The sequence below is a fragment of the Bacillus sp. JJ864 genome, assembly GCF_036963045.1.
Lineage (GTDB): Bacteria > Bacillota > Bacilli > Bacillales > Bacillaceae_G > Bacillus_A > Bacillus_A pseudomycoides_C.
Map to the genome: position 1 here is coordinate 85,961 of NZ_JBALLY010000029.1, position 14,289 is coordinate 100,249.

The 14,289-nt window shown below is 36.3% G+C and carries 17 protein-coding genes; 4 read left to right on the forward strand and 13 right to left on the reverse strand.

From position 1 onward, the window contains the following. Positions 1–95: 95 nt before the first annotated feature. The 4 genes from V7024_RS05910 to V7024_RS05925 all read right to left on the reverse strand — a co-directional run bounded on the left by V7024_RS05910 (position 96) and on the right by V7024_RS05925 (position 3,834). Entirely contained in the window at positions 96–908 is an 813-nt protein-coding gene (locus V7024_RS05910; RefSeq protein WP_335516948.1) for a TrmB family transcriptional regulator, read from the reverse strand. 119 nt (positions 909–1,027) lie between these two features. Continuing rightward, positions 1,028–2,074 (reverse strand): hypothetical protein, encoded by a 1,047-nt coding sequence (locus V7024_RS05915; RefSeq protein WP_335516950.1) that lies wholly within the window; start codon positions 2,072–2,074, stop codon positions 1,028–1,030. Beyond that, positions 2,064–2,711, reverse strand: a complete 648-nt coding sequence (locus tag V7024_RS05920) for an ABC transporter permease subunit (RefSeq protein ID WP_335516953.1) — start codon at positions 2,709–2,711, stop codon at positions 2,064–2,066. Before V7024_RS05920 ends, V7024_RS05915 begins: the two co-directional genes overlap by 11 nt. Positions 2,712–2,970: 259 nt before the next feature. Then, complete coding sequence (locus V7024_RS05925; RefSeq protein WP_335516956.1) at positions 2,971–3,834, reverse strand: YtnP family quorum-quenching lactonase; 864 nt, start codon at positions 3,832–3,834, stop codon at positions 2,971–2,973. A 78-nt stretch (positions 3,835–3,912) separates the two neighbouring features. On the opposite strand from V7024_RS05925, the gene V7024_RS05930 reads away from it, so the two are divergent. Continuing rightward, entirely contained in the window at positions 3,913–4,380 is a 468-nt protein-coding gene (locus V7024_RS05930) for a VOC family protein (protein WP_335516959.1), read from the forward strand. Then, positions 4,377–4,958: a nucleotidyltransferase family protein gene (locus V7024_RS05935; RefSeq protein WP_335516962.1), complete on the forward strand. Its 582-nt coding sequence runs from the start codon at positions 4,377–4,379 to the stop codon at positions 4,956–4,958. Before V7024_RS05930 ends, V7024_RS05935 begins: the two co-directional genes overlap by 4 nt. A gap of 60 nt (positions 4,959–5,018) precedes the next feature. Here the strand turns inward: V7024_RS05935 and V7024_RS05940 are convergent, their stop codons facing one another. The 3 genes from V7024_RS05940 to V7024_RS05950 all read right to left on the reverse strand — a co-directional run bounded on the left by V7024_RS05940 (position 5,019) and on the right by V7024_RS05950 (position 7,356). Further along, on the reverse strand, positions 5,019–5,732 hold the full coding sequence (locus tag V7024_RS05940) for an SDR family oxidoreductase (RefSeq protein WP_335516965.1): 714 nt from the start codon (positions 5,730–5,732) through the stop codon (positions 5,019–5,021). Between the two features lie 158 nt (positions 5,733–5,890). Next, positions 5,891–6,886: an alpha/beta hydrolase family protein gene (locus tag V7024_RS05945; RefSeq protein WP_335516968.1), complete on the reverse strand. Its 996-nt coding sequence runs from the start codon at positions 6,884–6,886 to the stop codon at positions 5,891–5,893. 131 nt (positions 6,887–7,017) lie between these two features. Continuing rightward, entirely contained in the window at positions 7,018–7,356 is a 339-nt protein-coding gene (locus V7024_RS05950; protein WP_335516970.1) for a winged helix-turn-helix transcriptional regulator, read from the reverse strand. A gap of 167 nt (positions 7,357–7,523) precedes the next feature. On the opposite strand from V7024_RS05950, the gene V7024_RS05955 reads away from it, so the two are divergent. Both V7024_RS05955 and V7024_RS05960 read left to right on the forward strand, forming a co-directional pair. Beyond that, on the forward strand, positions 7,524–8,117 hold the full coding sequence (locus V7024_RS05955; RefSeq protein WP_335516973.1) for an ester cyclase: 594 nt from the start codon (positions 7,524–7,526) through the stop codon (positions 8,115–8,117). 35 nt (positions 8,118–8,152) lie between these two features. Further along, complete coding sequence (locus V7024_RS05960) at positions 8,153–8,704, forward strand: NAD(P)H-dependent oxidoreductase (protein ID WP_335516976.1); 552 nt, start codon at positions 8,153–8,155, stop codon at positions 8,702–8,704. A gap of 56 nt (positions 8,705–8,760) precedes the next feature. Here V7024_RS05960 and V7024_RS05965 read toward each other — a convergent pair whose 3' ends face one another. The 6 genes from V7024_RS05965 to V7024_RS05990 form a co-directional block, all read right to left on the reverse strand. Next, positions 8,761–9,195 carry an ester cyclase gene (locus V7024_RS05965; protein ID WP_335516979.1) on the reverse strand — a complete coding sequence of 145 codons (435 nt, stop codon included), beginning with the start codon at positions 9,193–9,195 and terminating at the stop codon, positions 8,761–8,763. 302 nt (positions 9,196–9,497) lie between these two features. Further along, a complete protein-coding gene (locus V7024_RS05970; RefSeq protein ID WP_335516982.1) occupies positions 9,498–10,601 on the reverse strand; it encodes a Ger(x)C family spore germination protein in 1,104 nt (367 codons plus the stop codon). Continuing rightward, entirely contained in the window at positions 10,598–11,701 is a 1,104-nt protein-coding gene (locus tag V7024_RS05975) for a GerAB/ArcD/ProY family transporter (protein ID WP_335516985.1), read from the reverse strand. Before V7024_RS05975 ends, V7024_RS05970 begins: the two co-directional genes overlap by 4 nt. Positions 11,702–11,705: 4 nt before the next feature. Continuing rightward, positions 11,706–13,253: a spore germination protein gene (locus V7024_RS05980; protein ID WP_335516987.1), complete on the reverse strand. Its 1,548-nt coding sequence runs from the start codon at positions 13,251–13,253 to the stop codon at positions 11,706–11,708. A 277-nt stretch (positions 13,254–13,530) separates the two neighbouring features. After that, on the reverse strand, positions 13,531–13,911 hold the full coding sequence (locus tag V7024_RS05985; RefSeq protein ID WP_098918539.1) for a cell wall hydrolase: 381 nt from the start codon (positions 13,909–13,911) through the stop codon (positions 13,531–13,533). A gap of 191 nt (positions 13,912–14,102) precedes the next feature. Continuing rightward, positions 14,103–14,289, reverse strand: a 187-nt coding sequence (locus tag V7024_RS05990) for an LPXTG cell wall anchor domain-containing protein (protein ID WP_335516991.1), incomplete at its 5' end; no start/stop codon positions are given.

Below are 14,289 nucleotides of genomic sequence, written 5' to 3' on the forward strand. Positions count from 1 at the left end.
AGTTATAACGACTATTGTTTTGTGCGAAAAAAACAGCTTCATCCCGCATTAACGGGCAGTGAGGGATGAAGCCCCCCACTGTTGGAAGTTTCACTTTATCCTAAGCTGTTTTTTCCTGTCATGACATGAATTAAATCTTCTCTTTTCTTCCATAGTTCATCTAACTTTTTAGGACCGAACGCAGTTGTAACTTCTTCGACCATGATGTCATGGCGAATATATTCAGTAGCAATCAATACGAGCGCAGGATCAGTTGACTTCACAGCCCATTCTGAACCTTTGTCGCTAAACTTGGCAATTAATGCTTCTTCTTCATCTCGAACGAGAATCGTTAAATACCCGCCCATCCGTTTACTAACAATGTCCGGTGCCATATAGTTATGATGATACGTATTTCCGAGCGTTTTATCTTCAGCTCCAAATAAAACTGTAAAAATAGGGATTGATCCTTCTTTTTCTCGAACAGCTTTTTCAATATCTTTCACAATAGGAGACCAAATAGATAACCAAAGTTCTTTGTTTGCCTCTCGAATCATTGAAAGCATTTCTTGAACAATATGTTCATATTGAACAATTCTCGTGACAACATCTATCTTTTGATCGCTTTCTAACGTCGTAAGAGACGATTCTAGCACTTCTAATGACGCATCCATCTCCTCTTTCAGACGAGCAAGTAACAGCTTCGGCTCAACAGGTTTATAGACAATCGGATCAGAAGGAACCGTTTGAATCGCTCCTTTATCAAGCAATTTCCCTAATACCTCATAAATCATAGAACGCGGAACACCAGAACGCTTACTTAATTCATAACCAGTGATGGCGGGTGATTTCAATAAACCGATGTAGGCCTTACACTCGTATTTTGAAAATCCATGTTTTTGTAATTCGATAATTGCTTTCTCTTCCATAAGCCCTCCTAATAGTAGTTATTGTATTAACTACTATAAAACACTCACGCTAAAATGTCTATATTTTCAGACATTTATCTAAAACACGAAAAAGTATCAGTCAACATAGACCGATACTTTTATTCATACGAACGATCTTCCCCTTTGTACAGCGGCTTCATATTCGCAAATCGAAATTTATCCACATGTATCACTGCTTTCTTTTCTTCAACTACTGAATCTTGGTTTTTCTGTGGAATAGGCATAAACCTTGTATTGTACTGCTCTTTTATTCCTTGAATCATAAAATTTAAAACAAAAATTGATATTGCAAAAGCTACTAACGGCGCCAATATAATCCACGGTGCTGTTAATAATTCATTTTTATTCAATCCGATTAATCCCGACCACTCATTTGTAAGGGAAAATGCAGTAGAGGGACCTCCGGAAGGATCCTGCACCATTTTTCTTCCACCAATTAATACTTTAAAAAAGCCCATATGTATGAGCAGCGTAAATAATTGAACTGCTTGTTGCAGAAAAAGAATCACAAGAATCTCTTTCAAAAAGAGCCAAATATGCTTTCGAAACACATGCATTTTTCTTCCACCGAGCACAATAGCACTTGTAATATAGTCTTTTTTCATGAAAAGATTAATCTCTTGGCTAATATAAAGAATGATATTTGGCAATATGATGATGCAAAGAAGTAGAAATTGCTTAATAACAATAGATTCCTGAAAACCTGTCTGTTCGCTTTTAAGCATTAACGGCATCATGAACAAAATAACTAAAACAACTGTCGGAACATAGAAATACACCTTACATACTTTTTCAATGAACTTTTGTACTGAAGTCGGTGTATATGCTAATAAACTCCCTAACAAAGTTCCTACTAACAGTTGAATGAAACAAATTCCAAACACAAATAAAATCGTAAACTTTGCTCCGATAATAAGTTTAAAAAACAAGTTATACCCACTTCGATCCGATCCGAAAGGAGGCATCAATAAAGGATTAAACGGTGTACTATGCGAAACGTTACCGTCAGCGTCTTTTATTAATACTTGCGTCTGAGAATACAAATCTTTTCCATACCATGTGAATAAAAAACTAGCTAACACAATTCCGCTGAAAAAAGAAAGGCCGATCCAAAAACGTTTTGAACGGAACATGCTATTTTTCATTTGCAAGTCCTCCTGTCGTACGCTTTATTTGAAATTGAGCAAGAGTAAACATGGTGTAAAATGGAATAAATAACAAAAATATCCACCATGAGAACGTGACAGGCTGTAATGCTAATGGTTTTAAAATGAAAGACATGTATCCATTTATATTGAAAGCAGCCTCTACAAGCAGCAAACTTGAAACCATGACTAGAAAAGTAGATTGCAAATGATTAAATAGATGATAGATTACATTACGAAATAGATGAACAAATAAAATATATTTTCTACTTAAACCCTTTGCACATGCAAATTCTACGTAGGGTTTATGCTGTTCTTCTACTAAAAATAAAACCATAATCCGGAAAAAGTGAAGAGCAGGTACAAGACTCATTGTCACAATTGGTAAGAAATAAGCCTGTTTGCTACCGAATGCGTAAATATTTACGAAATTGACTCCTGTTTGTTTATATACCCAAACAAAAAATAGTTGCAGCATAAAAATTAATAACAAATCAGGAATAGATTCAATTAACACTAAACATCGTTCAATTGCTTTTTTCACTTTCAAAGAAGAAAGTACGTACCCAAAAGAAAAAACGGTGGCCATCACAACTGTTAAAACAGTAGATGCTAGTAAAATAGTACCCGAATACATATACGGCTCCCAAATTATGTGCCAAAAAGGTAGTTGCGGTATATCCATAGGGTTGCTATGAATAGCAGGTCCTTCTGTAAACAGTCTTTGTAAAAAGGTAGTAAAGCTCAGAGAGGCCCTCCCTAAAAAAACAAATGGTACATAACTAATAGCTATAATAACAAGGATACAAATGCAGAATTCTATACATTTCTCAATAAAAAATCCCTTCATTTTGAATCTCCTCGCATCATGATTTATAATAATTAACACTCTTCCCTTACACTTCGCTCGTCACTTCTATCTCTTTTCGTTCTAATTTTTCTACTATATGCCCTTCTTCATCCCATTTCACTGCACGGTAATAAGCATCATGGTAAAACGTAAACCATGCTTCTTTCTCTACGCCGTATTTCATCCACTTTTGTTTCTTCTCAATTGATATCATCGGATAATCATCATACGCCATAACCCATAGTACATTTTGATGCGCATACGTTGGCATTAAATCTGCCAAATGAAGCAATGTTTCATTTTGACTTTGCGCAACAACAACAGCATGTCCATCACTATGACCGCCTGTATGAACCATTCGGATTTCATCTGTAATACTTACTTCTTCCGTAAATGTTTGAATTTGATGTACAATTGGCTCCCAATTTTCTTTCCAATATGTATTGCGTGAGCGAATATTTGGATTTCTCATTTCATCCCATTCTGTTTGTGATACATATATTTTGGCATTCGGAAACGCCGGAACAAGCTTTTCACCTTCCCATTTCGTTAAACCAGAGGCATGATCAAAATGAAGATGCGTCATTAATACATACTGAATATCTTCTGCTTTTAGTCCGAGCTGAGCGATCGATTGCTCAACAGATGACTCTTCTGTCACCCCTTGATTTCGCTTCATTTTCTCATTCATTTTATTATTGCCCATCCCTGAATCAATAAGCATATTTCCATCTTTCGTTTGCAGCAGCAATGGATCTGTTCGTAAATAAATTTGATTTTTATCGTTATGACTATATTTGCGTGACCAAAGTACTTTCGGTACAACACCAAACATTGCTCCGCCGTCTAAATGTGTATTTCCTCCTCGCAGCCATGTTACTTGTATATCACCAATTTTTAAATGTTCCATTTTTTGTATCCCCTTTCCTTTTATGTTATCATATAATTCAGAAAAAATAGTCTATAAAACAAAAAAGGAGCCATTTTCATGATCAAAGGACTATACGAAGCACATCTTCCTGTCAATCATTTAGAAACGTCGATCTCATTCTATGAATCATTGGGGTTAAGGCTATGTAAAAAAGATGAAACAGTAGCTTTCTTTTGGATTATAGAAGGACAAAGCTGGCTAGGACTTTGGGAAGGAAACGAATACAAAACAAAGTATCATCCCTCTCTTAGACATATCGCCTTTCAAGTAGATTTACATAATTTAGAACACGCGATAGAATGGTTAAAAGAAAAAGGAATTCAAGCACGGAAAGATTTTGGAATGGAGCCTATCGAACCAATTGTATTTCCAAATCAAGCACATGCCTCTGTATATTTCAATGATCCTGATGGCAATAGCTTAGAACTAATTGCTCATCTTCCTTTTGAATTGGACCGAACGGATAAAATGTACTTAAGTGAATGGAAAGAGATTACTAAAGTACAGAAAGGTACCCATCTATGAAACTAACAAACGAACAAGACATCATTCAATTAGTAAAAGAAGATCCATGGATGATGGATATTTTACACACAGCTAAACAATTACAGCTACCTGATTGGTGGGTATGCGCTGGGTTTGTCCGTTCTAAAATATGGGACACCCTGCACGGGTTTGAAGAAAGAACGCCTTTTCCAGATATTGATGTTGTTTATTTTGATGCCAAAAACATTGCTGAATCCGAAGAAAAGAAATACGAACAACAACTGCTTCATATGTCTTCAAATGTACCTTGGTCTGTAAAAAACGAAGCAAGAATGCACATTATTAGCAACATGCTGCCCTTTTCTTCTTCAGTAGATGCTATATCAAAATTTCCAGAAACAGCAACAGCACTAGGTTTGAAATTAAATGAACAGGATGAGATTGTACTAGCTGCTCCTTGGGGCGTGCAAGATGTCATTAACTTAGAAATAAGGCCGACTCCTCATTATGAGACAACGAAAGAATATGCAAATATATATGAGGAACGTGTACGTACAAAGAAATGGGAGGAGAAATGGAGTAAGGTGAAGATTTTTTATCCTCTAAACTTTATATAGAAAAATGAAGAACGCTATTCTCTCAAAAAGAATAGCGTCTTCCATTCTATTAAGTACAAACTAGATTAAAGCATGCCCACCTTCAACATGCAGAACCGTTCCTGTAACAAACCCGTTCTGCATAGCATATAGTACAGTTTGAGCTACATCTTCCGCTTTTCCTACTCGCCCTGCAGGGAGTTTGTTTCCTAAGTCAGTATAGAATTTATTGCGCGCTTCTTCTGCCATTTTGCTTCGTGACGGTGTATCAATAATTCCTGGTGAAACAACATTTACGCGAATTGGAGCTAGTTCTAGTGCTAACGTTTGACCAAGGTTAGAAACAGCGGCATTGACCGCACCAAGTGCCGCCGATCCAATCATAGATTTATAAGCGACAACTCCGGAAAATAAAGTGATGGAACCATTATCAGCAATGTTCGGGGCACCATATTTCGCTGCATAAAATTGTCCCCAAAATTTATTTTCAAATAGCTGACGTGCCGCGTCTGTATCTGTATCGATAAAAGAGCCTCCAGATGTTTCTGCTGCTGTAACAACTAAATGATCAATTGTGCCTACTTGTTTAAAAAAGGATTGTACTTGTTGTTCTTGCGTTGTATCAAGCACATGAATTGTTACGTTTCCTCCTAACTGATCCTTTGCTCTTTGCAGTTTTTCCTCCGAACGACTCGCAATGATGACCTCGCTACCATGCATAAGTGCAAGTCTTGCTGTTTCTAAACCAATTCCTGAACTACCACCGATAATGACAATTTTTTTATTGTTTAACATGTTCAATTCCCCCAGTTTTTCTTGTTTTGTTTTGCTGAGGTTATTGTAATTCTATAACTTTCTTTTTTAAAGTAGTGATATTTAATTCACATAGTTACATTTCAGAAAGTTTCTTTTTTCATATAGGGTGTACTTCTAAAAAAATTCCTTCATTCACATCATCTCTTCATTTTATCAACAAACTCACTAACCGACTTCACATATTCATCGTCAAATAACCCCCTTGGGTCAAAAACAGATTTCACCATCAAGCCAAATTCTGAATTTACATATTGCGGTTTCAACATAGAATGATTTGCTTCTGGTAAATAAGATACCGCTAACAACTCTTTCTGTATTTCTTTTTTGTAAACTTCCATTGTGTTTTTGACGTCTACATTTTCATCACGGCCACCAACAATTAACTTAACAGGCTTTTTTGTTTCGGAGAGATCTCTTGTTGCATCGCTATTTACATTCTTTATAATAAAATTCCATCTTTCTTTTGAGATATCACCTTTATTGTTCGTTACGTTTTGGTATTCTTCATAATTACTATTTTTCAAAAGTAATTCGAGGACTTTTTCATTGTTTTTCATTCGTTGATTAATTTCCTCTTTCGTTGCACCAGCACTAGTCATACTTTTTTCCGTATAGTACTTTCCTTGTTCAATCCAATTAATCGCAGGTGACACTAAAATACTAAATGAAACATCATCACTAGCATTCGCTACTTTTGGGACAACCCATCCCCCCTTGACTCGCCCCCATAATCCTATTTTTTCAGAATCAATATTAAGATTTTTCTTTGCCCATTCAATCACTTCGATTACTTCATTTGCGCGATCTTCCATCGATTGATCTAGCCAATTTCCAGTTGATTTTCCAATACCAGGCTTATCCCATGCTAGGGATGCATACCCTTTTTTCGCTAATTCCTCCCATATAGGTAAATAACCATTATCATACGTTGCATTTACAGGTCCATCACCATGAACAAAAATAATTAATCCCGGCTTTTCTCTTTCCTTAGGTAAGGCGAGGGCGCCGTGTAATGTATTTTCTTTCGTTTGAATCGTTACTTCTTCTTGCCTCATATCATAAGAATTTTGGTAGAAAATCCATCCTACCGTTCCCAATATTACAATTCCTAACACGAGTAAAATTCTTTTCATTTTTTCCTCCTGTTATTAAGAAATTCTTTTTTCACCAAATAAAAAAAGGATGCTAAGTAAAAAGCACCCTTTTTCATATTATTATATTTCTTTACACATATTCCCTTTCCTAACAGGAATAATTATTTCTTCTATAACGCTAATCCAAATCGCTTTAATTCAATGAAAATATGTTCTAAACGTTTTCCTTTGTCTGTTAATGTATATTCAACGCGTGGGGGAACTTCTGGATATACCGTTCTTTCCACAATCCCTTGCACTTCAAGTTCCTTCAAACGAAGAGAGAGCGTTTTCGGGCTAATCCCATCCATTGATTTTTGCAAATCACTAAATCGCATCGTTCCTTCAATAAGAAGATCTCGAATAATTAAAAACGTCCACTTTGTCCCGATTACATCAAGTGTTTTCGCAATGGGACAAATCTGTCCTGGTGTTCCTTTTGTTAATTTGATCGGCTCCATGTTATTCATCGAAACACGCTCCTAAAATTTTTTCGATTGATTTTCTTTATGTTATCACAATTCTATCCTTATGGTAACTATATGAAATAAATATCACTACTTCCCAAAAGAAACTAACTATACATACAATATCATTAACACCAACACACTATTTATAAAATAAGGAGGTTATAAAAATGAGTGTAAAAAACTTAGTTAGTGTCATAAGCATCTTCGGATTCATGATTATGATGGCAGCCTGTCATACGCAAACATCAGAATACAAGACTGCTGCATCAGCCAAGAAAGATATTCAACTGTTGAAGGATTTTCCTCAACCTAAATCGATGACAATCGATCCTTCATTGGAGAAACAAAAAGCTACGGAGATGGTTCAGGCTGCGCAGCGCTTTTATGCATTTTGGAATACTGGCAATGACGCTCTACTCCCGCAAACTGTTACAGACAATTTTTTTGATAACACATTGCCAAAAGGACGTCCTCAAGGACCAAAAGGCTTAACATTTGCATCGAGCAATTTCCGTAAAGCCGTTCCCGACTTACAGTGTAATATTGAGGATTTAATAGTAACTGGGAACAAGGTGACAGCTCGTTTATCATTTACTGGAACACATAAAGGCAATTTTGGAGAGAAGCAGCCAACTGGCAAAGCTATTCATTTCTTTGCTATCGATATTTTACGAGTGAAAGATGGAAAAATCGTTGAAGATTGGCACTTAGAAGACAATCTAACACTTATGCAACAACTCGGCGTCGTACCGGAAAATTAATGAAAACACATTACAAAATAAAGGGGAAAACTAAAATGAAAAATATACTTATTATAAACGGCCATCAAACTTATAGATCGGCAGAAGGAGCACTAAACAAATCATTGACGGACAACATGGTACATGTATTAAGTACAAATTACAATGTCAAAACAACAGTTGTCCAAAATGGATACAATATCGAGGAAGAACAAAGTAAGTTTTTATGGGCTGATATTGTCATCTTCCAAACACCTATCTATTGGTTCAATGTGCCTGGATTACTGAAAACATATATGGATGGGGTATATGCTTACGGATTATTTTTCAAAGGGTCTGAACAATATGGAAGAGGCGGCTTATTAACTGACAAACATTATATGTTTTCAACGACATGGAATGCTCCTGAAAAAGCATTTAACGATCCAACACAATTCTTTGGAGGAAAAAGTTTAGAAGAAGCACTTAGCCATTTACACCGTACACAAGATTTTATCGGTATGAAACCACTAAAGAGCTTTGCTTGCTATGATGTAATCAAAAATCCGGATATTGATAGATTTGTATCTGAACTAAATACACATCTAGAAGAAGTATTGCCACTATAATTCACTTTCATATGAGAGAAGCCCTTTCAAATGTGGGCTTCTCTCACTATGTATCTCTATTTTGCATGTACTTGCTTTTGATTCTTTTCCAATTGAGCTGTAATACCAATGCGGTCAATTTGAATCCAATACTCTACAATTCTCCCATCTTCCACACGATACACAGCACTCGCTACTTGAATGATAGGAAGACCAGTTGGTTGAAATCCATTAACCTCACCAATATGAGTACCTGTTTGTTTCCAGCGAACATATACACGATCTTGCTGAGATAACAACTCTTGAATTTCTAAAGTAAATGCACCATAAGCATCTAACATCTCTTGTACATGATCTGCATAATCCCTAGGAGATCTTTCAACTGTTATTTCATCTTCAGCTTGAACTTGATGAGCCAACACTTTTTCTGCCATAAACTCTGTAACTAAATGTAGATTATGTCCTGAACGTATTTCTTCAAAGAATCTTCTGACCACAACTTCAGGCATCATTTCACAATCGCTCCCTCTCAAGTTATAATTTTACCCTCACATTATAACATCAATATTTTTCTATATCATTTACTACGAATCCAACAAACAAATATATATCGCCTATTTTTTTCTTTTACCAAATTCAAAATCTTCCTTCGTAGTCAATTCTTTTCCGGAAAGTGATTTCCAATCTTCATAATTTCTATAGTATTTAAAATTCATAAAGAAAAACGCTATTCTCCCAAAGGAAAAATAGCGTTTTTTATTCAAATGTAAGAAAAAGTAAATTAGATTCATTTCGTCTCTCAGCTAAACTCCTGTTACTTAATCGTTCCCATCCCGCCAATGTCTACCTTTACCTTAACGTTTACATCCCCCTTTGCCAATGCCTGATTCCAGTTATTTTGAACTTTTTTCCATTGCGGGTATGTGTAGGCTCTTGCATAAATTCCAAGGCCAATCGGGTCAATTTCAGCAGCTTGTATTTTCTTTATGAGTTGCTTGAAATCAGCTTCCATCTTCGTTTCAATCGCCTTTTGTAATTTTGCTGCGTCCTTTCTTGTATTAAATGAAAAAAGCCGTTCTGTAATACCGATTTTCATCTTTATATCTATATCAAATATAAAATGATTATCATACCTTACCTTTGTCTTTACTTTCATACTTTGAGAACTAAAACTTATCCAATCTTTATCATGGTTATCGGATTTTATCTTAATTGGAATTGTAAATGGAAACTCACCTTTCGTTTCGTGCTGTAAAATGCGTAACAATTTATTTTCATCAGATTTTAACGTTAATTTGTATCTGCCTTTTTCGTCCAACAACGCTGTACCTGTCAGCCATAGTTTCTTCTTTTTTTTCATCTCAGTAACACTTGCTGTTATCCCTTTATCTATCATTTGTTCATGCAATTTTTGAAGAGTTGTTTTTACGGTGATATTTCTTAAATAGGCGGTATCAACTAGTTTTGTTAAATATAAAGGAAGCCGCGGCTTATCCTTTGGACTATAATAGATGATGTCTGAAACAGGCCCATCTACAGCAATCACTCTTGTAGTGACTGTGTTCTTTGGATCTCGGTAAAATGGATCAAGGTACTTTTCCCAATTTTTTTGTTTCATTAGCCGTTTTCCAACTAAAAAAACTTGTGTCTTACTTCCCGAAGTTAGCGCCATAACTGTAGCATCAAATTGCTCTCTAGAATTTCGAACTGTAACAGATTTCACACCAGTATTTTCTTCTTTTATCTTTGCTTCTTTATTGAAAACAGGACTTGACATGTACACCAATAAATTATCATTTTGATCTAAATCCATTCCAAGTATAAGAGTAAGGGAAACATCTTCAACATTTCTTTGATCAAAGCACCCTGTCATCATGAATGTCAATAACAACACACAACATAGTACCTTCCTTTTCACTGTATTCCCCTCCGGCGATATTTCTCATATATCCAGCTATACAGCCATAAAATAATCGGTGATATATACGTCAATCCTAATCCAGCATTTGATACTGCTTGTTGCCAAGTTTCAGATTGATTCCAACTAGGATGAGTCCAAAATATAAAACCAATAATGAGCAACAATAGAACAACGAGGTGAGAGCTATGGTCTTGCTTCCCTAGTAATTGGCTAGAACAAAAGACAGCGCAGTATATACAAGGCATCCAAGCTGTGGAAACAACAATTAAGTAAACGGCTAATAAAATCATGTCAAAACGTTCTAAAAAACGAAATTCAATTACTTTCAATAAATTTAGTACGGGCTGATTAAATTCTGTAATGCTGTCAGGGCTAAAGTAGGCAAAGCAAACAAGAGTAGTAAATAAATAAAATAACATCGTCAAAGTATTAGCAATAACGAATCCATGGACTGCATACTGTTTTTTTTGTAAAAAGGGATATAAAAAGAATGCGATATCAAACCCTAAAAAAGTAAAAATTGTGGTCGGTACAGCCATTAATACTGGTTTCCATCCTTCTTTTAAGAGCGGAAAGAACGGTAGCCAACTCCCGCCTTCTTTTAGCGGTATCAAAAAAAACACTGGGACCCAAATCATCATATAAAAACCAAGTTCGCAGTATCGTCCTAGAATTCGAGGACCGTTGCGTACAACAAGAAATGTAGGAATGGAAAACAAAAAGATAATGATATAGTCAGGCGTTTTCGGAAGAAGCCACCCCTTAAGATAAAGCAAAGCATTCACAAGAATGATGCAAGAATAACAAGCAAAATAGATCATATAAATGACAGCTAGTGCTTTCCCAACTATTTTTCCAAACAATCGTATAAGAATGTCATAGAGCGTATCTTCTGGATATCTTGCAGATGTTTTCACGATAAAAATACCGGATATTGTGGAGAAGATCCAGCCGATAAGTATAGCAATCCATCCATCTGTTCCAGCTTTTTCAGCAAGCACTCGCGGGAGAGATAAAATGCCAGTTGCGACCTGCATTCCATTAATTAAAAAAATATACTGGAGAAGTGTGATGTCATTATAGGCATATTTTTTCATAGTTTCACCTTTTATTATGGTTTTTTCCTTGTCGAACAGATTGTATAGCTCCCGTACCCTTAGGACGATTTCTCATTGTCCATAAAGGAAAGCGTACAAAAGCATCCTTCATATCTGCAAAGCGAAATGGTGCTAACGGAGTACCATAAGGAGTTCCTAGCGATTCAAGACTAATGAGATGCGCAACTAATGTCATCCAACCGATAACAATTCCGACAACCCCAAATAAGGCAGCCGATATCATCATCGGAAAACGTAACAGCCTGACTGCTGCCCCCATATCATAATTAGGGATAATAAAAGAAGCGATAGCCGTAACAGCAACAACAATAATCATAATGTTGCTGACAATTCCTGCTTGAACAGCAGCCTGTCCAATGATAATTCCGCCTACAATTCCAACTGTCTGACCGATTGGAGTGGGCAACCGCAAGGCTCCTTCCCTCATCATTTCCAATGTCATTTCCATAAGCAGTGCTTCCATAACTGGAGAAAAAGGTACGCGCGTTCTTGATTCGGCAATAGATAAAAAAAGTTCTACAGGAATGACTTCAAAGTTAAAAGAAATAAACGCAACATAACTCGCCGGCAAAAATAGAGCAATCATAAAAGCAATAAAACGAAGTATCCGAATAAACGAAGCGACTAGCCAACGTGTCCCGTAATCATCGACTCCTTGAAAAAAGGAGATAAAATTTGTCGGAGCAATTAATACATTAGGAGAATGATCCACTACAGCTACAAATCTTCCCTGTAGAATGTGAGATACAGCCACATCAGGTCTTTCAGTTAACATAAATTGTGGAAACGGTGAGTACGGATTATCTTCAATAAATTCGATAAGTTCACCCGTATTCGCAATCGCGTCGACCGTAACACCTTGAATCCGTGTTTCCAATTCTTTCAGCACATCCTCAGAGGCTACATCGTTCAAATATAAAATAGAAATTCTCGTTTTACTTCGCATACCAATTATTATTTCTTTTACCATAAATTCGCGGTGAGGAATATATCTTCGAATCATTGCGATATTTTGACTTCCGGTTTCTACAAATGATTCATGAGCACCTTTTAAAGATACTTCATTATGCGTATCTTCAATATTTCTTTGTGGCCACCCTTTCGTATCTAATTGATGCGCTATCGTCTGACCATGAATCAATAAAACACTATCTCCTCCTAAAATAGCATTTTCAATTCGGCTCCACGTATTAATCATTTCAATACGCCCTAATGGAATGGGAAGTTCCTTATTCATATCAAAAACACTTTCCATCAAAGAAGGTAAAATATGATTTTGAACCAATTGTTTATCTGTTAATCCAGACAAATACACCAAAGCTGCTTCTAATCCATCTCCTGACATTGGAAACCGCCGAATCACTAAATCAGGCGCTTGACAAAAGAGCTCCTGAAGCTCAGCTATGTTTTTAGATAAATCAGCATCTAAGAGGGAGTCCTCTATATTTTTTTCCTGAAAATGATTATTGTCGCGCCTTGAAAACGACTTAGGATTGCCCCTGCTTTTTAACCGTTTCAGAAACTTAACCATGAACTCCCTCCCTTTCTACGTACGTTCTATATTATTGTTTAGTATGTATTTCTTAAGGGAAAATATTCTAATAACCATTTCGGCTCATTATTCACGAACTAATTGTCCTCTTAACCAAAAAGGTACCTCATTTTGCTAATGAGGTGCCTTTTTTGATGTCAAATATTGTCGAGCGGTCTTTATACCGTGTCGAACCGCCGATATATTAAAAAAATCGCCGATAAATGATGCACTTGCGCCGATATATCGTGAAAATCGCAGATATATTTCTCCTGCGCTACTTTCCGCTATATACTTTCGGACATTCGTCTCCAGTCGGTTCGTAAAAACAATGATTCTTGTATTGTCCTGCATGAGGTTGGTCCCACCACGTAGGAGGACAATTCCCAACCGGCCGAAAGAACCAAAGAGAATATACACCTGGCCATATTCGAGCATAATTCAAACATTTTCTTGCCATTTCTTTGTCGCTCTCTCTTGCTCTTTGATAAAAATACCCTTTTGTCGTTGCTTCAAATCCACCTGGCTGCTGATACACCATTTGCGAAATATTTGTAATTTGCTTAAAGTCTAAACAATCACACATGACACGATTCACCCCAACTGTTCCTACTGCCATCATGCCTTGTTGTCCTTCTCCTTCTGCTTCTGCACGCATAAGACGAGCAAGTAAACCTACATCACTTTCTGTATACGCAATTCTCGTCACTTTTATCCCTCCGTTCTCCCTATAACTATATGCAGAAATAATTATTTGTTTTAAAAAGACAAGTTCTAAATAACAAAAAACCCGAATAGCGACTGTTTAACTTGTCTACTACTCGGGTTCTAACATAATAAATAATCTAATTATTTAACTCTTTGACGAAATAATAGCATTCCGCCTAAAACAAACAACATCATACCGCCTGCTACTGAAATCATCCATTCTGGTGTTCCTCCTGTTTCAGGAAGTAATTTCGGTGCCTTATTACCTTTTTTACTAGATGACGCTTCTAGAGGCTTACTATTTGTATTTGTACCTGGATTTTCACCT

Excerpts from the sequence above, each read along its gene's own strand:
- V7024_RS05910 (WP_335516948.1), bottom strand. The coding sequence starts at position 908 with ATGGAAGAGAAAGCAATTATCGAATTACAAAAACATGGATTTTCAAAA.
- V7024_RS05915 (WP_335516950.1), bottom strand. The coding sequence starts at position 2,074 with ATGAAAAATAGCATGTTCCGTTCAAAACGTTTTTGGATCGGCCTTTCT.
- V7024_RS05920 (WP_335516953.1), bottom strand. The coding sequence starts at position 2,711 with ATGTATTCGGGTACTATTTTACTAGCATCTACTGTTTTAACAGTTGTG.
- V7024_RS05925 (WP_335516956.1), bottom strand. The coding sequence starts at position 3,834 with ATGGAACATTTAAAAATTGGTGATATACAAGTAACATGGCTGCGAGGA.
- V7024_RS05930 (WP_335516959.1), top strand. The coding sequence starts at position 3,913 with ATGATCAAAGGACTATACGAAGCACATCTTCCTGTCAATCATTTAGAA.
- V7024_RS05935 (WP_335516962.1), top strand. The coding sequence starts at position 4,377 with ATGAAACTAACAAACGAACAAGACATCATTCAATTAGTAAAAGAAGAT.
- V7024_RS05940 (WP_335516965.1), bottom strand. The coding sequence starts at position 5,732 with ATGTTAAACAATAAAAAAATTGTCATTATCGGTGGTAGTTCAGGAATT.
- V7024_RS05945 (WP_335516968.1), bottom strand. The coding sequence starts at position 6,886 with ATGAAAAGAATTTTACTCGTGTTAGGAATTGTAATATTGGGAACGGTA.
- V7024_RS05950 (WP_335516970.1), bottom strand. The coding sequence starts at position 7,356 with ATGAATAACATGGAGCCGATCAAATTAACAAAAGGAACACCAGGACAG.
- V7024_RS05955 (WP_335516973.1), top strand. The coding sequence starts at position 7,524 with ATGAGTGTAAAAAACTTAGTTAGTGTCATAAGCATCTTCGGATTCATG.
- V7024_RS05960 (WP_335516976.1), top strand. The coding sequence starts at position 8,153 with ATGAAAAATATACTTATTATAAACGGCCATCAAACTTATAGATCGGCA.
- V7024_RS05965 (WP_335516979.1), bottom strand. The coding sequence starts at position 9,195 with ATGATGCCTGAAGTTGTGGTCAGAAGATTCTTTGAAGAAATACGTTCA.
- V7024_RS05975 (WP_335516985.1), bottom strand. The coding sequence starts at position 11,701 with ATGAAAAAATATGCCTATAATGACATCACACTTCTCCAGTATATTTTT.
- V7024_RS05980 (WP_335516987.1), bottom strand. The coding sequence starts at position 13,253 with ATGGTTAAGTTTCTGAAACGGTTAAAAAGCAGGGGCAATCCTAAGTCG.
- V7024_RS05985 (WP_098918539.1), bottom strand. The coding sequence starts at position 13,911 with ATGCGTGCAGAAGCAGAAGGAGAAGGACAACAAGGCATGATGGCAGTA.